21 protein-coding genes are annotated in these 24,532 nt (G+C 48.9%); all 21 read right to left on the reverse strand.

Annotated features, from left to right (window positions below; translation table 11 throughout):
• Positions 1 to 44: 44 nt before the first annotated feature.
• The 21 genes from DESGI_RS21775 to gabT all read right to left on the reverse strand — a co-directional run bounded on the left by DESGI_RS21775 (position 45) and on the right by gabT (position 24,516).
• Positions 45 to 4,199 carry a S8 family serine peptidase gene (locus tag DESGI_RS21775; protein ID WP_006522349.1) on the reverse strand — a complete coding sequence of 1,385 codons (4,155 nt, stop codon included), beginning with the start codon at positions 4,197 to 4,199 and terminating at the stop codon, positions 45 to 47.
• 363 nt (positions 4,200 to 4,562) lie between these two features.
• On the reverse strand, positions 4,563 to 5,615 hold the full coding sequence (locus DESGI_RS21780) for a rod shape-determining protein (protein ID WP_006522348.1): 1,053 nt from the start codon (positions 5,613 to 5,615) through the stop codon (positions 4,563 to 4,565).
• Between the two features lie 240 nt (positions 5,616 to 5,855).
• Complete coding sequence (gene spoIIID / locus DESGI_RS21785; RefSeq protein WP_006522347.1) at positions 5,856 to 6,116, reverse strand: sporulation transcriptional regulator SpoIIID; 261 nt, start codon at positions 6,114 to 6,116, stop codon at positions 5,856 to 5,858.
• A gap of 188 nt (positions 6,117 to 6,304) precedes the next feature.
• Complete coding sequence (locus tag DESGI_RS26270; protein ID WP_006522346.1) at positions 6,305 to 6,436, reverse strand: hypothetical protein; 132 nt, start codon at positions 6,434 to 6,436, stop codon at positions 6,305 to 6,307.
• Positions 6,437 to 6,525: 89 nt separating this feature from the next.
• Positions 6,526 to 7,488, reverse strand: coding sequence for a stage II sporulation protein D (gene spoIID / locus DESGI_RS21790; RefSeq protein WP_006522345.1), 963 nt, complete (start codon positions 7,486 to 7,488; stop codon positions 6,526 to 6,528).
• 470 nt (positions 7,489 to 7,958) lie between these two features.
• The gene (gene murA / locus DESGI_RS21795) at positions 7,959 to 9,215 is read right to left on the reverse strand and encodes a UDP-N-acetylglucosamine 1-carboxyvinyltransferase (RefSeq protein ID WP_006522344.1); all 1,257 of its coding nucleotides are present in this window, start codon (positions 9,213 to 9,215) and stop codon (positions 7,959 to 7,961) included.
• Between the two features lie 332 nt (positions 9,216 to 9,547).
• Positions 9,548 to 9,955, reverse strand: coding sequence for a F0F1 ATP synthase subunit epsilon (locus tag DESGI_RS21800; protein ID WP_006522343.1), 408 nt, complete (start codon positions 9,953 to 9,955; stop codon positions 9,548 to 9,550).
• 2 nt (positions 9,956 to 9,957) lie between these two features.
• Positions 9,958 to 11,382: a F0F1 ATP synthase subunit beta gene (gene atpD / locus DESGI_RS21805; protein ID WP_006522342.1), complete on the reverse strand. Its 1,425-nt coding sequence runs from the start codon at positions 11,380 to 11,382 to the stop codon at positions 9,958 to 9,960.
• A gap of 198 nt (positions 11,383 to 11,580) precedes the next feature.
• Positions 11,581 to 12,429: an ATP synthase F1 subunit gamma gene (atpG, locus tag DESGI_RS21810; RefSeq protein ID WP_006522341.1), complete on the reverse strand. Its 849-nt coding sequence runs from the start codon at positions 12,427 to 12,429 to the stop codon at positions 11,581 to 11,583.
• A gap of 39 nt (positions 12,430 to 12,468) precedes the next feature.
• The gene (gene atpA / locus DESGI_RS21815) at positions 12,469 to 13,977 is read right to left on the reverse strand and encodes a F0F1 ATP synthase subunit alpha (protein WP_006522340.1); all 1,509 of its coding nucleotides are present in this window, start codon (positions 13,975 to 13,977) and stop codon (positions 12,469 to 12,471) included.
• Between the two features lie 24 nt (positions 13,978 to 14,001).
• Positions 14,002 to 14,544, reverse strand: coding sequence for an ATP synthase F1 subunit delta (atpH, locus tag DESGI_RS21820; protein WP_006522339.1), 543 nt, complete (start codon positions 14,542 to 14,544; stop codon positions 14,002 to 14,004).
• Positions 14,538 to 15,044, reverse strand: a complete 507-nt coding sequence (gene atpF, locus DESGI_RS21825; RefSeq protein ID WP_006522338.1) for a F0F1 ATP synthase subunit B — start codon at positions 15,042 to 15,044, stop codon at positions 14,538 to 14,540. Before atpF ends, atpH begins: the two co-directional genes overlap by 7 nt.
• Positions 15,045 to 15,168: 124 nt before the next feature.
• The gene (gene atpE / locus DESGI_RS21830) at positions 15,169 to 15,402 is read right to left on the reverse strand and encodes a F0F1 ATP synthase subunit C (RefSeq protein ID WP_006522337.1); all 234 of its coding nucleotides are present in this window, start codon (positions 15,400 to 15,402) and stop codon (positions 15,169 to 15,171) included.
• A gap of 97 nt (positions 15,403 to 15,499) precedes the next feature.
• Positions 15,500 to 16,252, reverse strand: a complete 753-nt coding sequence (gene atpB, locus DESGI_RS21835; protein WP_006522336.1) for a F0F1 ATP synthase subunit A — start codon at positions 16,250 to 16,252, stop codon at positions 15,500 to 15,502.
• A 36-nt stretch (positions 16,253 to 16,288) separates the two neighbouring features.
• Entirely contained in the window at positions 16,289 to 16,723 is a 435-nt protein-coding gene (locus DESGI_RS21840) for an ATP synthase subunit I (RefSeq protein ID WP_041285041.1), read from the reverse strand.
• A 27-nt stretch (positions 16,724 to 16,750) separates the two neighbouring features.
• Positions 16,751 to 16,975 carry an AtpZ/AtpI family protein gene (locus tag DESGI_RS21845; protein WP_006522334.1) on the reverse strand — a complete coding sequence of 75 codons (225 nt, stop codon included), beginning with the start codon at positions 16,973 to 16,975 and terminating at the stop codon, positions 16,751 to 16,753.
• 408 nt (positions 16,976 to 17,383) lie between these two features.
• Positions 17,384 to 19,123 (reverse strand): sigma 54-interacting transcriptional regulator, encoded by a 1,740-nt coding sequence (locus DESGI_RS21850; RefSeq protein ID WP_006522333.1) that lies wholly within the window; start codon positions 19,121 to 19,123, stop codon positions 17,384 to 17,386.
• Positions 19,124 to 19,537: 414 nt separating this feature from the next.
• Entirely contained in the window at positions 19,538 to 20,833 is a 1,296-nt protein-coding gene (locus DESGI_RS21855; RefSeq protein WP_006522332.1) for a Glu/Leu/Phe/Val family dehydrogenase, read from the reverse strand.
• Positions 20,834 to 21,205: 372 nt separating this feature from the next.
• The gene (locus DESGI_RS21860) at positions 21,206 to 22,942 is read right to left on the reverse strand and encodes an aldehyde ferredoxin oxidoreductase family protein (RefSeq protein ID WP_006522331.1); all 1,737 of its coding nucleotides are present in this window, start codon (positions 22,940 to 22,942) and stop codon (positions 21,206 to 21,208) included.
• Complete coding sequence (locus DESGI_RS24960; protein WP_157872844.1) at positions 22,923 to 23,090, reverse strand: hypothetical protein; 168 nt, start codon at positions 23,088 to 23,090, stop codon at positions 22,923 to 22,925. The genes DESGI_RS21860 and DESGI_RS24960 overlap by 20 nt, the downstream gene beginning before the upstream one ends.
• A 121-nt stretch (positions 23,091 to 23,211) precedes the next feature.
• The gene (gene gabT / locus DESGI_RS21865; RefSeq protein WP_006522330.1) at positions 23,212 to 24,516 is read right to left on the reverse strand and encodes a 4-aminobutyrate--2-oxoglutarate transaminase; all 1,305 of its coding nucleotides are present in this window, start codon (positions 24,514 to 24,516) and stop codon (positions 23,212 to 23,214) included.
• Positions 24,517 to 24,532: the final 16 nt, after the last annotated feature.

Here is a 24,532-nt window from a genome sequence, read left to right on the forward strand (position 1 = left end):
GCATTTAATAAAAGAAGGGCAATAGCTTTTCCACCATAGAAAAGCTATTGCCCTTCTTTATTTTCCCGAGTAATTTTATACAGCAAGTGATTAAGAGCCGCCGCTGTTTCGGCCCGGGTGATATAGTCTTTAGGCGTAAACAGGTTACCTGGTTTACCGGACAGCAATCCCAAGGTCCGGACCTTGCGCACGTCTTCGAGCGCCCAGGCCGAAATGCCCCCCTGGTCATTATATGGTAACGGTGCCGGGAGCCCTTCCGGAACGCCATTTATGGTATCGTAAATCCGGACCAGCAGTACCGCCGCTTCCTCCCTGGTGATCCGTTCATAAGGGCGGAAGGTATTATCTTCATAGCCCATGGCCAAATTTCTGCTGTAAGCCAGGGCTACGGCGCTTCGCGCCCAGCGCGGGATGACCTCCGCATCTTTAAATGGCAGTTTCGTGGTGGAACCGTCACCCCCGATCAGCCTGGTGACCAGGGCAGTGAATTCCACCCGGTTCACTGCCTGGTCGGGCTTAAAAGAGCCGTCCGGGTATCCCTTAAGCATTCCCCGGGACACCAGCTGGCGAATATCCACCTCGGCCCAGTGACCGTCAATATCCGAAAAACCTTTTTGCAGGCGCGGCAGGCTCAATTGCAAGCCGGTCACTCCGCCGGTATCCCTGTCCACGGCTACCAGACTGATGTTCTCAGCTTCCCCTGCTTTGACCGGGTAGTAAAAATCTCCGGAGTTACTAATTTCAACCTCCTGGCGAATTCCGCCAGGATACACGGAATACAGCCGTGAAGCGGTTGTATGGCCGCTAATCAATGAAAAATCCTCAAAGGGTATTGTAGATAATATTGTAAGTTCAGGGGGCTTGATACCCTGGCGCGTTTGAGCCTCCAGCGTAGCAACAATTTGCTCGCCTGCAGGGCCGTACAAGGGGGTTACCTTTACCGGTTCCCCTGGCACAAGGTCCCGTGGCTGTACCGGCCAATTATTTTTGGTAACCACCGAGACATCACTCAGCCGGTAAACCTCTCCGCCGGCTATCCTGATACCGCTGCCAGGAACGTATTTTTCCAGGTTTGTGGCAATTTTGTCCGCCGCCTCGGCAACATCTACCCGCCACACTTCCCGGGAAACGGGATCGGTAATCACCCGCACCCACTGGCCCGGGGTTAAAATGGAAGTTCCCGCGGCCATCCCCCAGCGGAACACCTGGCTTTCCGGTTCAATTCGCAGGTTTATGAACCCCTGGGCATTGTCCATCAGGTAAAGTGTATCCTTCTCGGCATAGATAACCCGACCATAACTTACATCAGAATAAACAGCTAGGTTTAATACCTCGGTGCTGTTGGGAACCAGATCCAATATGGCCAGTTCTCCTTCTTTTATATCCTCCAACCCGATGCTTTTCTGGTCCCTATCCAGGTTAATACCCGGCATAATATGATAGCTGCCGCCGGATGAAAGGTTGATGGTTCTCGAAGCAAGCTGCACAGACACTACCCGACCCACAGCTATATGCCGGTTAACCGCCAGGTGATATATCTTACCGTCGGAGCCCAGAGTAATTTGCACCGGCATGCCCGAAAGCAACTTTTCCAGTTCCGCGGTGGTGGAAGCCCCAAAGGGCAGGTCGGCGGTATCTCCGTCCACCATGACATCCGAAAAGGAGATGACCGCTTCTTCCGCCAGGACATAGTCTTCCTGCTTATCCAGCAGTTTTAACCGGCGGTTATCCCGGTCAACGCCGGTAAGTACGCCTGTGATTTCCCGTCCGGTAATGTCGGCGTGCCAGAGCGTCTGCGTGCGGGGGTTGATCCCGGCCGTAACGCCGGCTCCCGGTGGGATGACCTGTCCTTCTCCCAGAGTGTAACCGCCGATGCTCAGAACGTTCTTTGCACCGGCATCGATGGCGTAACCGCCTTCCCGGTATTCCTGGTTAATGCGCACTAGAATTGTCCGGCTATCCTCGACCAATGTCTTGACACCGCTGGCCTGCCAGGTGCGGCCCACCGCGTAGGCGCGTTCGGGTTTATCAGGCAGCCCCATCAGGTAAAGCTCGGCACCTGCCGGTAGGTTATCATTTGGGGAAAGCAGCCGGTCATCCACAGCGGCAGTGGTATTCTCCGGCAGAGCCAATTGTTTTTCGCCGGTTAAGGTTACCATACCCTGGTCGCTGCCGGTTATGGTTTCCCTGGCCAGCGGCTGACCATAAACCAGTGCATAGTCCTGGTTTACCCCTTTGGCAGGGGAAGCGTCCTGTTGAATGGAACTGCCACGCACTATAATTTTATATGTTCCGGGCGCGGGATCGGGTATGTATACCTGTTCTACGTTGTTGCTGGTATCCCGTGCGCCTTTATAATCGAAATCATTGCCATAATATTTTTTACCGTCCGGACCGATCACTTCCAGGTCCAGGTCGTTGACCAGCGCCGACCGGGCGCCCGGTGCCGCCGCGGGGTCAGTCCAGGACAGGGTGGCTTTTAAGGGAGCCCCGGGGTGGGTAATTTCCTTTTCGTAGGTTATATTGTCGCCCCCGGTCAGCCCTGTATTATCGTCCACCGCCTCGTACAGCCCGTTTTGTAGGGCCATGATGGTGCTGCCGATATCCAGCAGGCCGAATCCGGCTGCCGCCGGTTCCTGCTCCAGTCGCCTGGCGCCGTTGATTAGAGTGGCTTTCATCAGGGCTGCCGACGGGTCGGCATTACCGCCATATTCCTTAAAATACTGGCGCAAGAGCGCTGCAGCACCTCCGGTCACCGCCGTGGCCATACTTGTGCCCTGCTTAACAGTGTAATCGGGCCTGCCGGCAAGGTTCCCTTTTACCAGCCGGGATGCGGGAGAGATAACCGATGTGCCGGGGGCGACCAGCTCGGGTTTAATGCGCCCGTCCCCGGTGGGTCCCCGGCTGGAAAAGGATGCCACGTCCCCACTATCCCCGATGTTGTTTTCAAAGGCAGGCCGGGGGCTTATGGATGCACCCACCACCAGGGCGTTTTTGCTGTTGGCCTCGGCGGTGATACTACCCTCCCGGGCACCGGAGTTACCCGCTCCGAAAATCACCAGAAAATCGGGACGGCTGCGCACATATTCATCAACCTGGGCTGTGGTGCTGACATAGGTATTTTGTTTTTTGCCCCAGCCATTTATATGGATACGCACATTAGCATTATAGGCCGGTTCAAATAGTTCTCGCAGATCCAGAGGTGGCGCGGTGTTTTCATCCTCATCCACAATACCCTGAAAGTAGAGGCTGGCCCCGGGGGCAACACCGGTATATTTGCCGTCGGATGCCTTACCGCTACCCACCAGAGTGCCGGCCATGTGGGTGCCATGGCCGCTGACGTCAGCGGGGGTCTCCACACCGGCCCAGGATTTAAGCATAATTACCCGGGGTTTTTCCCCGGCAGCGCTTTCCAGATCGGGATGGAGGTTGCCCATGGAGCCGGTATCAAGCCCGCTGTCGGCCAGGCCGATGGTCTGACCTTCGCCGGTAAGGCCTGTACCGGTGACAAACTTGGGTATGGCCAACGGTCTGGCTCCCACTATATCTCTGGCCCGGTCGTTCAATAGCTCGGGCTGATTATATTTTTCTATGTACAGTACCCTGGGTGACCCGGCTAGTTGGTCAACCGCGGAGGCGGGCAGCTCCACCCGCAGATAGCGTCCCTCTCCGCCGGCGCCGTCCAGCACCCGTCCTTCCAGGCTTTCGATTAGTTTTTTTACACTGGCTTTATCACCGGATTCCGCAAGGGTTACGGTTACCACCACCGGGGTAGAATCCGGGGTTGAGGCGGCTTTAGCATTTTCACCCCTGGTATCATCCGGGGGATTCCCGAGATCAGCGGGTATCTTTTGTTCGGGCAAGTAGGGAGCTAAATTTTTAATGTACGGTAACTTTTGCAACGCCTGTCTTTGTTCCGTTCCGGCCCGTACCAGCAGTGTTTTTCCATCAAGCCTGCCCAGCCAGTCAACCCGGTCTTTTAGCTCGGCTTCCTCGGCACCGGTTAGAGATCTATTCAGCTCCAGGGCAAACATCGCCAGGTTTTTATCCCGGTCCCCGGCTTCGTTAATATCCCGGTTTTCAGTCCGGTCACCGCGTCTGCTGTTTTTGTCCTGGCTATCTGCACTCTGCCAGGTCCAAATGCTTATTGCTACAACGAAAAACGCCAAAATTAAAGACCAACGCTTTTTAATATGCATCCCCCCTCTCGCAGCAAATAAAATCTCCTCATATGCACCGTTAAAAATTTGATTAGCATATCAAGGAGTATTTTTAAGCTGGTCGTTATGTCCATTAATTACTTTACTTTACAGCATCTTCGACAGTAGCTATATAATCTCCTGTTTATTTAAGCCATAAATAATTAGCAATATTAATTAATTATGGCTACTTTGCCAATTGTATAATGCAAGCATTTTTTTGTCTAAGTATTATAGACTTGTTAAAAAAATTTTTGTTCCATACGTTTGAAAAATTTTATCTCCATTTTAAAAAAAAACAGGCTTTTTCAATTAAGAAAAGCAACCTGTTTTTTTCTTTATAATTTATATTAAAAGCAGCTACTACCCCACATTTATACTGCGCTTAACAGGCCTGCGAAATAAACGCACATTTTGCTGAGAGTTAAGCACATTTAGCATAGTCAATGCCCGCCCCGTACCTATGGCCACACAGGAAAGGGGATCTTCAGCAATTAAAACGTTCAGTCCTGTTTCACGAGCGATTAGTTTATCAATACCCTGCAGCAGTGCCCCGCCACCTGTAAGTACAATACCCTTGTCCATGATATCCGAGGCTAACTCCGGAGGCGTTTCTTCCAGCACTTCTTTTACGGTTTTCACCACCAGCGACAAGTTCTCAAAAATAGCATTATGGGTTTGTTGGCTGTTTACAGTTATTTCTTTGGGAAGACCGTTCAGTAAATCCCGCCCCCTTACCTGCATTTCCAGAGCCGGTGTTTCGTTAGGGCAGGCGTTGGCAATTTCTATTTTAATTTCTTCCCCGGTGCGCTCACCAATGGCCAGGTTAAATTCCTTACGTATATATTTGACAATGGCTTCATCAAATTTATCGCCGCCCACCCTGAGTGAACGGCTAATTACAATGCCGCCCAAAGAAAGTACTGCTACATCGGTGGTACCGCCACCTATATCTACCACCATGGTACCGCCCGGTTGCGCTATATCCAAACCGGCACCCAGCGCAGCGGCCAGTGGTTCTTCAATCACAAAGGACTGTCTGGCACCAGCCTGGATAGTAGCCTGCTTAACGGCCCGTTCTTCCACCCCGGTAACCCCGGAGGGTATGCATACCATAACACGGGGCTTAAATAATAATTTATTGCCGTTAGCCTTACCAATAAAGTAGCGTAACATTTTTTCGGTCACATTATAATCGGCAATTACACCGTCGCGCAGCGGGCGTATGGCTACTATGTTGCCCGGGGTTCGGCCAAGCATGCGCCTTGCTTTCGATCCCACCGCAATCACTTTGCCAGAGGAATTATCTATAGCCACCACAGACGGTTCTTTCAGCACGATGCCTTTTCCTTTTACATATACGATTATATTGGCTGTACCTAAATCAATACCGATATCGGCACCCAAATGGAGCATCTAGACTTGTCCCCTTTCCGATTGCCGGCGTCATCTATTCGTTATGATTTCACTGCAAAAGGTAGCGACTACCCAAGAACAACGACTTTCGAACGAATTATATAATTAAAAAGCATTCAAAAAATTGTTAATATGTGCCGCCATATTACTTTTTGCTGTGATATCATATTCTTATAATAAATACAAACACCTATACCAAAGTGTAATTCTACTTACAGGGACAAATTCCTCCAAGTTATGCTAATTTTGTTTTTCCTCTGACCGATATTTTTTTCGCGTAGCCTCACCACCGCGCAAGTGCCTTTCTGATTTATTGTAATCCAATACTTTTTTTACTTGCCTGGCAAGTTCTTTATTTAGTGAAGGAAGTCTTTCCGTCATATCTTTATGTACGGTGCTTTTACTAACGCCGAAAACTTGTGCGGCCTGGCGCACAGTGGCTTGTGTTTCCAAAATGTAAGTACATATTTCCAGGACCCGCTTTTGGATGTATTCCTGCATTGCCTTACCTCCCCGGGCATTTAGTACAGTATATGCAGGAGGTAGTTAGAAATGCTCTTGCATTTGGATACACTTTAAATACTAGCCTGCCAAATTTTTTCAATATTTTGATTTTTGTTTTTCAGGTTGACATAATAAAGGCATTATAACCTGTTTGAATTATGGTTATAACGCCCTTTTTAGCATTACTAAGGTTGCATAAGATGAGCAGCAGATCTTTTTATGCGTGACGGGTTGCCACCCATTAACCAGCGCCTTAGCCAGCGGCTGTATTTTTCCAGCGCGTTCTGATCACGTAAGCTTTTATCAAAGGGCCACATAAAATACCCCCTTTTAGACTTATAGCATCATTTATTAGTAATTTTATTGTGGCCTGTATTTAATTTTTAATACATACGAGATTGACAGCTTAACGATAATCGTTGATATTATTAATCTGAACTCCTGTATAATAATGATTAATTATTTGCTTGTAATCATAGCCGTGTTCTGCCAGACCACTGGCTCCGTATTGGCACATGCCCACACCATGGCCATAACCGACTGTTTCGAAAATGATTTGATCATTTTTAAACTGCCAGGTAAAATTTGTGGATCGTAGACCTAATTTTTGACGTATCTCTGACGCAGATAAACGCCGGTCATTGATCAGTAAAGTTTTTGGTCTACCGGTGGACGTGCTTTCAACTACCTTAATAGGTTGATCCTGTTTAGTGGAAACCGGAACGGATTGCAATTCCACACCCAGTGCTTTGGCTACTTGATCCTGTCCTATAGCCACCTGTTGAATTGAATTGGGGTTATTTTCATAGGGACAGGCTACGCCGCGCAGATACGGCACTGAATACATCCACACATCCTCCGCGTCTTCAGTGTGCCCACCACAGGCAGCGTGAAACACCGGGTCAATGGGCTGACCTTGATAAGTGATAATTTCTCCTGCTGTATCGTCCACGGCCATGCGGATTTTATAATAGTATTGATAGTATTTTAGCGTCCCCCAGCGTTCTTTCATCTCTGCCCTGGTTAAACATCCCTGGGCATGACTGGGATTGTCACAGGTGTCCGCACCCTCATGACAGTTATTCATAACCCCACCGGCCACCATACGCTTGACAATGTATGTCCGGGCCGCCACCGCCTGTGCTTTTAAGGCCTCATCAGGGAATAGCGCAGGCATTTCGGCTGCCACCACGCCTGTAACATAATCCTCAAGTGACATCAATTCCACTGTGTCAGCATCATGCCTGTACAGCCGCACAATGGTACCCTCTTCCTGCACCCGTGGTTCCATTATTTTCTGCACTACCCAGGGCAGCCCCAGGGCCAGTAGCAGAACCAATATCAATGTTATTAGAAATATCTTGCGCATTCTTCCTCATCCTCATTAAGCAGGGGGACTGTTCTCCTGCTTCCTTTGTGCTATCTTGGAAGCATGGAACGCTTTTCTGCTTCCTTCTCGCATATAATGCATACTTATCCAGCACACCACAAAAGCACTATAAAGCAGTATATGATCTTTTATAGGTAATTATTACCTAAAGGGGTCAGGCTAAAACTAGGGAAGCTGGGGGGAAGCGGGGTGACGGGGAAGCAAGAGAAGAAGGAAATCGTAAAGTAAATGTAGAAGTTTGCAACAAAAACTTCAGGTAACAACTTCCATCTTCTCTGGCAATCAAAAATTTTGCAGTTAATTATAATCAAAAACTTTATTATTTCTAACTAGATAGTGCTTTCCCAAATTAAGATAGTAGTATTGAGCAAAACTTCCGATTGCCAAATTTAGAACCGTCCCCCCTGCTTCCTCTCTGCCTCCCGGCTTGCAGCCCCTTTTGCTTTTCTTTACGCCTGCCCCCAGATATCAGCGCCAAGGCTTTGCAGCTTGCCCAAAAGGTTTTCATAACCTCGCTCGATATGATAAATATTGCTCACCTCTGTGTTACCCTCGGCGCATAGGCCAGCCAGTACCAGGGCCGCTCCGGCCCGCAGGTCGGTGGCTTTGACTGAGGCCCCGCTTAAAGCTACTGGACCCTGTATAACTGCATTACGGCCTACCGTTTTGATTCGCGCCCCCATGCGCTTCAGCTCGCTGATGTGCATAAACCTGTTTTCAAACACAGTTTCAGTAATGATGCTGGTTCCTCTGGCACAGGTCATCAGTGCCATCATCTGAGGCTGCATGTCGGTGGGAAAACCCGGATAGGGCATAGTTTTGACATCCACAGCTCTATAATCTTTCCGGCCGATGACTCGTAACCCGTCCTGTTCTTCATATACGTCTATGCCCATCTCCAACAGCTTGGCTAAAACCGGTTTTACATGATCGGCAATAACGTTTTCCACAAGAATATTACCACCAGTGATTGCTCCGGCCACAAGATAGGTACCTGCCTCAATACGGTCGGGTATAACAGTGTGGGTAACCCCTTTTAGTTCGCGCACGCCGGTAATTTTTACCACTTTGGTGCCGGCACCTTTAATTTTGCCCCCCATGGCGCAAATAAAATTAGCTAAATCCACTACTTCCGGCTCCTCAGCGGCATTTTCAATTACCGTTTGCCCTTCGGCCAAAGAGGCAGCCATAATGATATTTTCGGTTGCCCCCACGCTGGGAAAGTCCAGGTAGATGCGGTTGCCACGCAATCCATACTTTCCAGCTTCGGCACGAATGCTGCCATAGCCATGCTCAATGCGGGCCCCCAGCATATGCAGGCCTTTCAGATGCAAGTCTACGGGCCTGCTTCCTATGGCACATCCCCCTGGCAATGAAATGGACGCTAAACCGGTACGGGCAAGCAACGGTCCTATTACCAGAAACGATGCTCTCATTTGTCTTACAAACTCATAAGGTGCCTCGGTTTTTGGTTTTTGAGGTGGAATAATCACCAGTGTCGTACCGTCTCTTTTTACCTGGGCACCCAGGTGTTCCAGCACAAGACAAATTGTATCCACATCGGCCAGATTCGGAATATCTTCCAGGGTACACGGTGAGGTAGACAGCAGGCAGGCTGCAATGATTGGCAGCACAGCATTTTTAGAACCACTAACCCGCACTGTACCGGATAAGGGCCTGCCACCCCGAATATACAACTTTTTCACCGTATCCCTCCATTGCAATAAGTCCCTATTCCCTATTGTTACCAAATTATACATAGCACATACCAAATTTTTGTGTGTTAACGGGGAAGCAGGGGTACGGTTCTTCTCTTGCTTCCCCTGTGCTTGAGTACCAACTTTCAACTTTCAACCTTTCAACCTTTCAACACCCGGCACCAAAGTGGCAAAAAAAAACGCTTGGGAAATCGGCATTTACCGAATTCCCAAAGCGCTTTTTTATAAGTTAATCTTAAACACGTTAATTTACGCGTAACGATATATTATTGCAATATATCGTTACGACAGTTAGTTTATTAAAGTTAAAGCCTGACCCCTTATTGGCCTGCGGCCTTAAGGCGGTTGAGTGCCCTCTTTAGGGCGGCTTCGGCTCGAATTACGTCGATGTCCTGGCCTCCAGCGGACAGACGCTGTTCGGCTCGTTCTTTGGCGGCCTGGGCACGCTCGACGTCAATTTGGTCTTCCCGCTCGGCGGCATTGGCCAAAACGGTTACCTTGTTGTTGCGTATCTCTGCAAAGCCGCCGCTGACGGCTATTTTTAATACTTTTCCTTCATGGTGCACACGAGCCAGACCTGTTTTTAAGGCACTGACCAGCGGCGCGTGTTCGGGTAAAACACCCAGTTCACCTTCGGTGCCGGGCAGTACCACAAAACGGATGTCCTGGCTGTATGTCTTTTTTTGGGGTGTGACAATTTCCAACCGCTGCAGTTTTTCTTCCGCCATGCTTATGCACCTTCTCCTGCCAGACGTTTGGCCTTGGCTACTGCCTCCTCAATGGTGCCTACCATGTAGAACGCATCCTCAGGCAGCTCATCGTGTTTACCGTCCAGGATTTCCTGGAATCCACGGATACTGTCTTTCAGTGATACATATGCACCGGGATAACCTGTGAAAGTTTCCGCCACGTGGAACGGCTGGGAGAGGAAACGCTGCAGTTTCCTGGCCCGGGCCACAGTCAATTTGTCATCGTCTGATAATTCTTCCATACCCAGGATGGCGATGATATCCTGCAGCTCTTTGTAACGCTGCAGTACCAGCTGCACGCCACGGGCTGTTTCATAGTGCTCCTGGCCGATGACGTTGGGGTCCAAAATCCTGGACGTGGAGTCCAGGGGGTCCACAGCCGGGTAAATGCCCAGCTCGGAGATCTGACGGGACAGCACAACGGTGGCGTCCAAGTGAGCAAATGTGGTTGCCGGCGCAGGGTCGGTCAAGTCGTCGGCGGGCACGTAAACGGCCTGCACGGAGGTAACCGAACCTTGCTTGGTTGATGTAATCCGCTCCTGCATCTGGCCCATCTCAGTGGCCAGTGTTGGCTGGTAACCCACGGCGGAAGGCATCCGGCCCAACAGAGCCGAAACCTCGGAACCGGCCTGGGTAAAACGGAAGATGTTATCAATGAACAGCAGTGTATCGGAGCCCAGCTCGTCCCTGAAGTACTCAGCCATGCACAGACCGGTCAGAGCAACCCGGAGACGCACCCCGGGGGGCTCGTTCATCTGGCCGAACACCATGGTGGTTTTCGGCATAACACCGGATTCAGTCATTTCATTATAAAGGTCGTTGCCTTCGCGGGTACGCTCACCCACGCCGGCAAACACCGAGATACCACCGTGCTGACTGGCAATGTTATTAATAAGCTCCATAACGATAACGGTTTTGCCCACACCGGCACCACCGAACATACCAACCTTACCACCCTTGAGGAACGGCACCATCAGGTCGATAACTTTGATACCGGTTTCCAGCTGTTCCGTCCTGGTGGACTGTTCCACCAGCGGGGGGGCCGGCCGGTGAATGGGGTATTCACCTTCACTTTTAATATCGCCTTTGCCGTCAATGGGCCTGCCAAGCACGTCCACCATGCGGCCGAGCACCGGGTTACCCACAGGAACACTGATCGGTTTACCCAGGTCTTCAGCTTTCATGCCGCGCACCAAACCATCGGTGGTGGACATGGCTACGGAACGGACTATATTGTTGCCCAAGTGCTGGGCAACTTCAAGGGTAAGATTTATTTTTCTGCCGAATACATCTTCTTTTTCGCTGGTTATTTTAACAGCGTTATAAATATCAGGTACCTGGCCGGGCGGGAAACGGATGTCCACCACCACGCCAATGACCTGTACTACTTCACCTACGTTAGCCATTAACTATTCCGTACCTCCTTTGCCTTCAATTGTCGGGGACATTCTTCAATTGGAGACATTCTTCAGTTGGGGACATTATCCATTAAGGGTCATACCCCGAAGGGGTGTATCACCTTTTTTAATTGGGGTGTGTCACCCTTCCTTAGAAGATGTGTCCCCTTTCCTTATACTGGCTACCGTACGGAACCCCCGCCCCGCTTACTCGAGAGCGGCAGCGCCGCTGACAATCTCGGATATTTCCGTGGTAATGGCGGCCTGACGGGCACGGTTCATGGAAAGCGTCAGCCTTTCAATCATGTCCGCAGCATTCTTCGTGGCATTATCCATAGCCGTCATCTGGGCGCTGTAGAATCCGGCATTGGTTTCCAGCAATGCCTGGAACAGCGAATTCTGAATATACATAGGCAATAAGCTGCCCATAATATTTTCCGCATCAGGCTCGAAAATGTAATCCACTTTCTTTTCGTCGGCCTCCCCTTCCGGGGGTTCAACTGGCAGAATCTTCTGCACCACGGGTTTTTGTACCAGCACGTTTACAAACTGGCTGTAAATCAAATAAACTTCATCATATTCTTCGGCCGTATATTTGTCTATGACAAACCTGGCAACTTCATTGGTCAGGCTCGGGTTAGCATCGCCAATGCCAACATATTGCTGCGCAATGTTGTAGCCACGGTTACGGAAAAAATCCCTACCTTTACGACCAAGAGTTATAATTTCAACGTTCTGGCGATTCTTTGTCTCCTGAACGCCCATTTTAAGAACATTGGCGTTAAAGCCTCCGCACAGGCCGCGGTCCGCGGTCACTACAATATAAGCTACCTTTTGCGGCTCGCGTACGGCAAGTAATGGGTGCTTCATTCCTACGGAAGCGGATCCAACCCTGCCAAGTACATCTCGCACCCGCCGTGCGAAGGGCCTGGCAGCCAGCACATTGTCCTGGGCGCGCCGCATTTTAGCTGCAGCCACCGCCTTCATGGCCTTGGTAATCTTCTGGGTACTGCTGATACTCTTAATACGACGCCGCAGGTCGCGCAAACTAGCCATCTACTTTTTCACCACCTCGCTATTACTTTCGTCGGGTGCTTAAGCGATAAAGCTGCCTTTAAATTCCTTAATTGCAGCTTTTAGTTTTTCTTCGAGATCCTTGGTGATTTCTTTCTTTTCGCTTAGCTCTTTGCGAACATCGGCTTTATTGGCCTTAACAAACTTAATTAAGCCTGCTTCAAACGGCAGTACTTTTTCCACCGGCAGGTCATCAAGGAAGCCACGAGCAGCCGCGAAAATAGAGATAACTTGATCTTCCACATCCATAGGTACGTACTGGTCTTGCTTGAGCAGTTCCACCATGCGCTCACCGCGGGTTAAACGAGCCTGGGTTGATTTATCCAGGTCTGAACCGAACTGGGCAAACGCAGCCAGTTCACGGTACTGGGCCAGGTCCAAACGCAGAGTACCGGCTACCTGTTTCATAGCTTTAATCTGAGCCGCACCACCCACCCGGGATACCGAGATACCCACGTTAACAGCAGGGCGTACACCGGCGTAGAAGAGGTCGGGCTCCAGGTATATTTGACCATCGGTAATGGAAATAACGTTTGTGGGAATATAGGCCGACACGTCACCGGCCTGGGTTTCAATAATGGGCAGCGCGGTCATGGAACCGGCTCCCAGGTCATCACTCAGCTTACATGCACGTTCCAGCAAACGCGAGTGCAGGTTGAAAACGTCACCCGGGTAAGCTTCACGTCCGGGCGGACGGCGCAGCAGCAGGGAAAGTTCACGGTAAGCGGCAGCCTGCTTGGTCAGGTCATCGTAAACAATCAGCACGTGCTTGCCCTGCTCCATAAACTCTTCGCCAATGGCTGCACCGGCAAAGGGAGCGATAAACAAAAGCGGTGACGGTTCGGACGCAGTGGCGGATACGATGATAGTGTAATCCATAGCTCCGGTGTCCTTGAGCCTCTGCTGCACGTTGGCCACGGTGGAGTTCTTTTGACCTACAGCAACGTAAATGCAGATAACATCTTTACCTTTTTGGTTAATAATGGCGTCTACCGCAACAGCAGTTTTACCGGTTTGGCGGTCGCCAAGAATCAATTCCCGCTGGCCACGGCCGATGGGAATCATGGAGTCGATAGCTTTAAGACCGGTTTGCAGCGGCTCGTGCACTGATTTACGTTCAATAACACCGGGAGCAATACGCTCAACCGGGCGGAATTTATCACTATTGATGGGGCCCAGGCCGTCAATTGGCTGACCCAGCGGGTTAACCACACGGCCAATCAAGGCGTCGCCTACGGGCACGGAGATAATCCGGCCGGTACGCTTAACAGTGTCGCCTTCCTTAATGTGGGTGTAGGGTCCCATGAGCACGCAGCCGATATTGTCTTCTTCCAGGTTCAGCGCCATGCCCATTGTACCGCCGGGAAATTCCAGCAGCTCACTGGCCATACATTCTTCCAGTCCGTAAACCCTGGCAATACCGTCACCCACCTGGATGACTGTGCCAACGTCACTGACCTCAATTTCGGCTTTATATTTTTCGATTTGCTGCCGAATGATCGAGCTGATCTCTTCAGGTCGCAAATTCATCTACTGTTTCACCCCTATCCACTTTTAACTTATTTGTCTGAGGTGCTCGCGCAGGGTTTGCAAGCGAGTGCGCACGCTACCATCGATAACCTTGTCACCGATACGAACCACCACTCCGCCCAGCAGTTTCTTATCAACGTTATAGGTAAGTCTGACTTTTTTGCCAGTGCTTTTGGCCATAGCGGCAGCCATGTTTTTCTTCTCTTCTTTGGTAAGTTCCACTGCTGAAGTTACCTGAACATCGCTGATGTTACGGGCTTTATTGGCCAGTCCGGTAAAATATTCAGTAATATCCGCCAGGTAGGCTTCACGCTGGCGATCCACTACGAAGCCGAGAAAATTCATCGTGATTTCAGAAATGCGGTCTTTAAATAAGTTGGCCAGCACCTCTTTTTTCTCGTTGGCAGTAATACGGGGATGGATAATTACTTTTCTCAGTGGCTCGGATTCATTAATTACCTTGTTCACGGCTTTTAGTTCCGACTCCAGCTGATCTACAAGATTTTCCCGCACCGCAATTTCATAAAGCGCTTCGGCATAGCGCCCGGCTACAGCCCCTCTTAGCATGGCAGATCCCCTGCCTCTTTAATAAACTCATCAATCATACCGCGCTGCATGTCGGCGGTTATTTTTTCGCTAACAACTTTGCTGGCCACCAGAATAGACAGAGTAGCCACCTGGTCGCGCAATTCTGCAACAGCCTTCTCCTTCTCCCTGTTTATATCCTGCAAGGCAGATTCTTTAATACGGTTGGATTCCGCCTTGGCCGCCTCAATGATCTCATGGGCTTGTTCTTCAGCGGCTTTACTGGCTTTTTGAACGATGCTCTGGGCTTCGTTTTTGGCCTTTTGCAATTCATCCAAATACTGCTTGTGCAGTAACTCCGCTTGTTTTCTTTCCTCTTCGGCAGCGGCCACATTATTGGCGATAAAGTTTTGCCGGTCTTCTAGCATTTTTACAATATGCGGATATACAACAACGCGAAGGAAGATGAGTAACATGATAAAGTTGAAAACTTGCGCCACCAATGTATTATTGATATTTAAAACCTGAACAATGGCATCCAAAAAAAATTACCCTCCTTCCTCTAGTCCGTGAACAAAAGGAAGGCGATAGCAGGTTTGGCGCTTGTACAGACCAAGACCCGCTATGCCGCCTTTCGCCACAGCATCCCTTAAGCCTTGATAGGACTTAGCCCATTTTACCCATCAAAATGAACGCGATAACGACGGCGATAATGGGCAGCGCCTCGATCAAACCTACGGAAATGAACATTAAGGTCATCAGGCTACCTCTGAGTTCAGGCTGACGGGCAGTAGCTTCTACAGTTTTACCAGTTACAAGACCGTCACCAATACCGGCGCCGATAGAAGCCAAACCCACGGCCAGAGCAGTACCGATTGCAGCAGCAGCTGCTAATTCCATACTTTTCCCCTCCTTTCACCCAAATTTTAAAACATAAATTATGGTGGCATATCTCTATTCTTTAATTGAGATATCAGCTAATTAAAAAACATTAGGGTTAGTGATGTTCAGCAGTTACCTGGGATACATAAGCAATGGTCAGCATAGTAAAAATAAATGCCTGGATAAAGCCAACGAAAATACTGAATGACAGCCAAATCACCGACGCCAGGAACCCGCCGAAAATGGTGGCGGTCAGGGGTATAAGCCCCAGTAACACCGCAATTAGCACCTCACCTGCGTAAATATTACCGTAAAGACGGAAGGCCAGCGTTAAAGGCTTGGACAATTCTTCAACGAGAACAATGGGCAGGAAAAATACAAATGGTTCAAAAAAGTGCTTGAAATAACCAAGCTTGCGGTAATACAGTCCCAGCACCTGAACCAGTATAAACACAAACAGCGCCATACCCAGCGTGGTATTGACATCCGCCGTGGGCGACATCATGGTGGGTATTAGGCCCCAGAGGTTACTAAATAGGAGGAATAGAAATAAACTAAACAAAAGGCACATCAGGCTGGCACCCTTCTTGGGGTCCAAATTTTCATAGGCCAGACCCCTTAAAAACTGGAACATTTCCTCCACCATTAATTGCAACTTACCGGGTCTTTTTAACTGCATGTTACGGGTGGCAGCAACAGTGAAAATAACAATCAGCCCCATAACTATCCAGGTCATGACCAGGGTTTTCAGGTTCATGGCTCCGAACCCGAAATTCACTGCGTCATGGGGGAACCCCCATACATTCAAATTCTCGTGCACTACGGCCAGGATGTCTTTACTTGCTTCGTGACCTGCGGCTGCAGACAACTCTCTCTCACCCCTTTCCCTAATAAATTTTATTCTTTATATTTTATCAACGGCATCACGCGCCGTATAATAACGGTATAGTGCTAAATTGGCATCCACCACCGTTATAACAGTGGGCACTAGAAGCCCGGCACCCACACCGTAAATGCTCAAAAAATCAACCCGACCGGCCAGAGCAATGATACCTACTATAAGTGCCATGCGGGGGTAGAAACCGGCCCTCATAAATGCCTTGGCCCTTTTTTGATTGATGTCCGTTTGCTTCATCAATTCCATAAGCGAATTCATTCTTTTTACCAATAGAATACAGTTGATAATACCAAAAATACCGCCCACAATGAAACCCAGAATCAATGTATCCCCGGGGTTAATAATTAAGCCCGGCAAGGTCAGTATGATAACCAGGATCATAAATCTTTTAGTGCGTGTTAACTGTTGATCTATATTGCGTATGGGTGCAGGTCTCTGCAACCTCATCGCCCCCTCACACGGTGAATGCTATTTAAAAAAACGCTGCATGGTTTTAACAATGCTCATGATACCCGCAGCTACGCCTGCTAAAACGCCCGCCACCAAAAACCAGGGTTCGGTACCCAGCTTGTCATCCAGCAACCTACCGCCATAAAACCCCAACAGGGTAGTAATGGCCAGCTCGGTGCCAATGGTTGTGGTCACAGCTATGGCTGTTAGCGCACCGTTTTTCTTGTTTTTTGGTTCTTCCACAATTACCACGCCTTACATTTCGCGAAAAATGTCGCATGAAATACATTTTAGTGTCGTGCATTTTACATTTTCGCTAATGAATACATTTCTACAAAAAAGATAGTATTCCTCCAGGGTGATCTGCACTTTTTGTAATTTTATTTTGCTCATATTGTCAAATTTTATTTAATTGTGACGGCATGTACTTGTCACTGCAGACCCTCAGTTCTCTACCCAAAAATGTATGACTATGATCATGGTAATATGTTCATTTGTTAAGAAAAAAAACTATATCAAAGCCTGCAAATTGCCTTACTTAAAAAAGATTCTCCGCTAATTATTCTTTTCCTTCAGCGTTGGTTTATTATGTGGACTTTTTAGTCCCGCAATTTTTGGCAGTGGCGGGCAAAAGTGCCCGCACACTGCAAATTATGATTGACGCAAACCTTTACTGGGACCGGGCTTACGCCTGGGTATGGACAGGTACTTTTTCATTTTCCTGACCACGGTGGATTGATTAATCCCCAACGCCTCGGCCATTAAATAAGTGTTGCCATACGTTTTATAGGCCCTTGATATCAGCTGTTTTTCAACCTCATACACAGCCTCCTCCATATTACACAGGTCGGGCACATAAATTTTATTATCCTTTTTACTTATTTGATTAAGCACATAATCAGGCAAGCAAGATGGCTTTATCTCCACCAGCTCAGAGGTTACCGCCAGCCTTTCTATAATATTTTCCACTTCCCGAACATTGCCGGGCCAGCTATACCGCTGTAGTATATCCACAGTTTCCGGGTGCAGTTTTTTCAGCATATCGTATTTTTTATTTATTACATCAAGGTAATACTCAAGCAGCGGTAGGATATCCTGGGGGCGCTGCCTCAGCGGTGGTATATCCAGCGGGATAACATTAAGTCTGTAATACAAATCCTCCCTAAAAGAACCCTCGGCTACCATATCTTTTATATTACGGTTGGTGGCTGCAATAAACCTTACATTTACATTGATTGGGACTGTGCCGCCAACCGGCAGCACACAACGCTGTTGAATGACATGCAGCAGCTTGACCTGGAGGTTTAACGGCAGTTCCCCAACCTCATCCAGGAATACCGTGCCGCCGTCACCAATTTGAATCAAGCCTTTTTTGCCGCCCTTTTGCGCACCGGTAAAGGCACCCGGAGCATAGCCAAACAATTCCGATTCCAATAAATTCTCGGGGATGGCCCCGCAATTAATGGACACAAAGGGACCATCATTGCGACTGCTCAGCTTATGAATTCTGCTGGCCACTACACCTTTACCCACTCCAGACTCACCTGTAATCAAAACTGTGCTGTCCACCCTGGCCACTTTGTCCACCATATCCAAAACTTTTATCATTTCCGGGCTGGAGGCAACAATTTCCTTATTAATTTTTTTATCACTTTCCAACTGCATAACCTGCTTGCGATACGCATCAGCCAACTGTTCTGTCTCGAATAATCGTTTGCGCAATCTGGCCAATTCTGAAACTTCCCTGGAGTTGACCACTATGCGCAATATATTGCCCTGCTCATCAAAAACCGGGTTGCCCGTGACAATTAATTCCTTGCCGGCACCGGTTTTTTGAGTAATGGTAACCCGTTCTTTTTTCTCGAAGACTAAACGAGCAACCGAAGGTTTAATTAAACCTTGTTTTTCCAGCTCAAGCACGTTTTGTCCGATCATCTGTTGAGTATCCACCCCATAATAAGGTATGCCTGCATTACTAATTTTCACAACCAGGCCCTGGCCGTCAATGACAAATATTTCGTCAAATGAGGCATCAAATATGGCCTCCAGCTCGTTTTTAGCCTCCCGCAAACTCTGTATTTCATCTTTTTGTTTTACATTCTCTGATACATCCTGCAAGATGAATATAGAGCCCTCAGGGCGGCCGTTGTTTTGCACAATTGTGCGACTCACTACCAGTGACCGGCCGGACATCGTAATTCTTTCCTCCCGGGTTTCCCTTTCCGATAACACTAGATCAGTAAGCCCGCAGTCCGGCATAATCTCATTAATCACCCGCCCTGTGACGTGGCGATGACTAAAGCCCAATAATTCCCCGGCCGCATCGCTGCACATGACTATTCGTCCCCCGGCATCAGTGGTGATTACTCCATGACTAACCTTATGCTGCATGATTTCCCTCCCACAGGCCCATTTCGTTAGTTATTCGCTTTGTTTACATTATAGCAAATGCCGCAGTTGCAGTACAAACACCTGAAATTAACGGATGTGGCATTTAAAATTAAAAAAATCGGCCCGAAAAGAACGGGCCGACATAAAAAGGATCTCTATTATAAATCGCCTTAAGGCCCCGCCTCTAAAGGCGAAAGAGGCTTTACCTCAAAACAAACGGTTACACCGTTAATTTTGACAGATTAGCAAATAGATTACCCTTGCTTTTTTTGTTGGTTGTTGGTTATTCAGTCGCCTTGATAGGTGCCGGGTGTTGAAAGGTTGAAAATCTTAGATTTTCAACCTTTCAACACCCGGCACCAAAGTCTACCGGCACCGGCTCATGTGATACCGGCCGGCGGCGTTGGCAGCTTATTAAGCAAATTTTACTTCCCGCTTCACTTCGGGTTGCACCTGGTGTCCCAGCCAGCCTCTGACACGCATGGCCTCATAGATACGTTCGATGGCCACCATATATGCCGCACCCCGCATATCCACATCTTTTCGGTTCCGGTATAGTGAATAAATAGTATTAAAAGCTTCTACCATCTTTCTTTCCAACCTATCGTTAACTTCATCCTCACTCCAGTAATAACCATAACGGTTTTGCACCCACTCAAAGTAAGAAACAGTTACACCACCAGCGTTGGTCAACACATCGGGCAGCACAAGAATTTTCCTTTCAGCCAAAATTTTGTCCGCATCCGGTGTTGTGGGTCCGTTGGCTGCTTCAGCAACAATTTTAGCGTTAATATTAGCGGCATTTTGTCCGGTAATTTGATTTTCTACGGCCGCCGGCACCAGTATGTCGCACTTTAGTGTAAGCAGTTCTTTATTGCCGATGTTCTGGCTTCCAGGGAAATCTTTCAAAGTACCATTTTGTGCATAGTATTCTTGCAGGGACGGGACATCCAAACCTTTGGGGTTATACACGCCACCGTATACGTCACTTACCGCCAAAATGCGACAGCCCACCTCGTGCAGTATTTTTACGGCATTTCCGCCCACATTGCCGAACCCCTGCACCACAACTTCCGCACCCTTCATATTAATGCCCATGGCCCTTGCGGCCTCACGGATAATAAACATAGCACCGCGGGAAGTGGCCTCAACCCGGCCAAGGGACCCTCCTACAATGATAGGCTTACCGGTGATCATACCAAATTCACCATAATTCTTGTAGCGGCTGAATTCATCGAGCATCCAGCCCATGACCCTGCCGTCAGTACCCACATCGGGAGCAGGAATATCAATATCCATACCCAGAATAGGAGATATGGCACGTATATAGCCACGGCTCAGCCTTTCCAGCTCTCCGGGGGAAAGTTCCCGCGGATCCACCACCACACCGCCCTTGCTGCCGCCGAACGGAACATTGAGCAGCGCGCACTTTAGGGTCATCCAAGCTGATAGAGCTTTGACCTCATCTATATCCACGTCTTGATGGAACCGGATACCCCCTTTATACGGGCCAAGGGCATTATTATGCTGAGAACGATAACCTTTAATAACATTGATCGAACCGTCATCCATTTGCACCGGAATAGCTACTTCCACCACATTTTGAGGTTCACTGAGAATGTTATATACCGACCTATTTAAACTCATTTTCTTTACAGTAGCATCAATTAGTCCTTTAACGATTTCATAGTTATTAATTTTCTTAGTCACATTCAGCACCCCTTTGTCACATATTTAAAGTTAACTATAGTAATGAGCAAAAGAAATGCCAGCTGCGCTAATTATTAAATTTTTCAGAAAAGGCATCAATCTGCGGTTTTTTTATAGCAACAATATATAGGTGCCCATGAATTTAATGCAGCCCTGCATGAATCCACATATCCATCCAGCTGTATACAGTACACAGACAGCTTGATTACATTAGCAAAACATTTTCATGCATCAAAATCTTTATTTAATTTGGCTGTGCATTAATTAAAAACTTGGTGCCGGGTGTTGAAAGGTTGAAAATTAAAGATTTTCAACCTTTCAACACCCGGCACCTTTTAACGCTCTACGCTGGGGCAAAAACGCGCCTTAGAATCAGGCCGACCACCCGCGCAAAAGATAATAATCATCCACCATTTTGTTCAATTCTTCCGGAGTGATACTGTACCGGCCATCGTTAAGCTTTTCCTTGAACAACCTGGGCGGCAGGGTATCATCGGCTCTGGTCAAACCCTGCTGTAGGTTAAACTGGCGGTTGGCGTTAATAATCCGGTTGGCAATGTTCCACAGATCGTCCTTGGTTAAATCAAGACCCGTGCATGCTTTATTTAAGTCAACCAGCGTTTCCCAGGGGATCAGGTCCCTGAAGAATACGCACAAAATTTGGGTATTAAAAATCGTCAGCCGGTTTTCATAGTCTATAAACAGCTCTGCCTTGCCCTCAATGGTGTTGGGGTCGCTAATACCCACCAGCTCAGGCTTGTAAAAGGTGGCCCGCAAATGGCAGGCCCCCCGGGCTGAGGTGGCATAGGCCAGACCCATACCCTTGAGTACCCGGGGGTCATACCCGGGGGGTTCCAGCCCCTTGACATGCACTGCAATATCCGACAGGTTCAGCCGCTGACTGGCATCTTTAATGCCCAGGGAAAGTATTTCACCCAGTCCTTCTCGCCGGGCTATTTGGTTTATCAATTCCACCGCAGCTTCCATGTCTCCGTACTTGACCGGAGCATCAAGCAAACCGCGCTCCACGCCTTCCATGACCAGCGCTACCAAATTACCGGTGGAGATGGTATCCAGGCCCAAGCGGTCGCACAAATCGTTAAAGTAGGCAATTTGGTCCAGCCGGTTAAAGGAACAGAGACCACCAAAGGTATAAAGGGTCTCATACTCCGGGCCTTCAATTTCCAGGCCGGCATATTCCCCTTCGGGCACAGTGATATGTTTACCGCAGGCCATAAAGCAATTATTGCAAGCGGTGGGCTTGACTTTAAATTGCTCCAACAAAGTATCACCGGAAATGTTTTCCCAATTGGGATCATACACCCGGTTCCAATAACGGTTGGGAAAACAATTGGCGCCGTTCATTGTTTTTACCATGCCAGTGGTGCCGTAAGTGCGATAAGCTTCCACCCCGGGATTATCTTTGCCCAGGTCTCTGATTCTTTTCACCACGTCCTTCAACAATTCGGGGTCGGCAATTTCAGCTTTGGAACTGCCATGGAACACCACGGCCTTTAATTTTTTGGAGCCCATTACAGCTCCCATTCCGGTGCGCCCGGCGGAACGCCAGCGATTATTTTCAATACAGGCAAACCGTACCAGGTTTTCTCCGGCCGGCCCAATTACCAGCGCCTGGGCGCCGGGCACATTTACTTTTTCCAGCACCGCGTCCTCAGTGGCGTAGGTATCTTGACCCCAGAGCCCGGACGCATCATGGAAGACTACTCCTTGATCGCTGATTTCAACAAATACCGGTTTATCAGACATGCCTTCAAAAATAATGGCGTCATAACCGGCCCGGCGCATTACCGGAGCCACCCGGCCACCGGAATACGACTCAGCGTAACCGCCCGTCTGCGGTGACTTACTAAATACACCATAACGGCTGTTACCCACCATGATGGTATCGCTGGCCGCTCCCAGGGTAAAGATCAGCTTATTGTCCGCTGAAAGCGGGTCAGTAGCGGGTTTGACGTTTTGCAACAACAAGTAGGAACCCAGCCCCTTGCCGCCAAGATACTGCTGGAAAACCTCATCGGGAATATGCTCTACACTGTGGGTTTGACCTGTCAGGTCAACCCGCAGCAGCTTACCGTAAAAACCTTTCATCAAAAACTTCCTCCTTAGTACTGGACAAGTCCAACAGAGTAACTGCCACTTCAATCCGCAAACTGCGGGTGAATGAATGAGCCGGCGCTTTGGCAAAGTCAATTGCGGCAAGACACCGGCTCATTATATAATGCACCAGACTTTTCATACTCTCCACATCCGGAGGTCATGGATATCCCAAAGACACTCCACTGTGGGCCCGGCCATTAATTATTCAAAGCTCACAGGACCGGGGTCAACCGGGCTATTAACAAGTTTGCTGACATTAATTATTTGGAGACACTGGCTACGGCCTGTTCCAGCACTTCCAGGCCTTTTTCCAGCTGCTCGTCGGTAATCACCAGCGGAATGAGGGTGCGGATAACGTTGCCGAAAATACCGGCGCTGATGGTAATAACACCATTATCGATACAGTATTTGGAAATCGCTGCGGTTTCTTCCTTAGCCGGCTCTTTTGTTTCACGATCTTTTACCAGCTCAATGGCGTTCATAGAACCCAAACCGCGCACATCACCAATAATGGGGTATTTCTCCTTCATCTCCAGCATACGGCCACGCACTTTTTCGCCAATAACTTGGGAGCGCTCGACCAGTTTCTCTTCTTCCATATATTTAATGGTAGCCAATGCTGCGGCGCAGGACACCGGGTTACCGCCAAATGTGCCACCAATGTGTCCCGGATCCGGGGCATCCATAATTTCAGCTTTGCCCACCACGCCGCTCAAGGGCATGCCCGAGGCAATGGACTTGGCCACCGTCATCAAATCGGGCTCCAGGCCAAAGTGCTCGCATGCAAACATTTTTCCGGTCCGGCCAAAACCAGCCTGCACTTCGTCGGCAATCAATACAATACCATACTGATCACAGATTTTACGCAGCCCGGGCAAAAATTCCGGCGGCGGAACAATAAAGCCACCCTCGCCCTGCACCGGCTCAATTATCATGGCGGCCACTGTTTCAGGGGCTACTTCCGCAGCAAACATCCGGTCAAACTGCTCCAGACAGTGCATGCCGCAACCCGGGTAAGTCGACCTGTAGTAGCAGCGATAGCAGTAAGCCGAGGGAATCTTATAAACTTCGGGGGCAAAGGGACCGAAGCCAAACTTATAGGGTTTAACTTTGCTGGTTAAACTCATGGTCATCAGTGTACGGCCATGGAAAGCGCATTCAAAGGAAATTATGCCTGTGCGCTTGGTGTGAAAGCGAGCAATCTTTACGGCGTTTTCCACGCACTCGGCACCACTATTGGCAAACATGACCTTTTTGGCAAAATCTCCGGGGGTAATAGCGGTCAGTTTTTCAGCCAATTCCACGTAATTTTCGTACATGGTGGTCATAAAGCAGGTATGCAGAAGCTTGTCTGCCTGGTTTTTAATGGCCTCCACCACAGGGGGCGGGCAATGACCGGAGTTTAGTGTGCCGATGCCGGCATAAAAATCAATGTACTCATTGCCATCCACATCAATAATGGTTGCGCCTTTGGCCTCTTTGACAAAAATGTCGGTGGAGTTGGATATACCCCGGGCCACCACATTTTGCTTCCTTGCCAAAAGTTCTTGCTGTGTACTACTCATGTAACTTACCTCCTCA

Source organism: Desulfoscipio gibsoniae DSM 7213 (assembly GCF_000233715.2).
GTDB lineage: Bacteria > Bacillota > Desulfotomaculia > Desulfotomaculales > Desulfallaceae > Sporotomaculum > Sporotomaculum gibsoniae.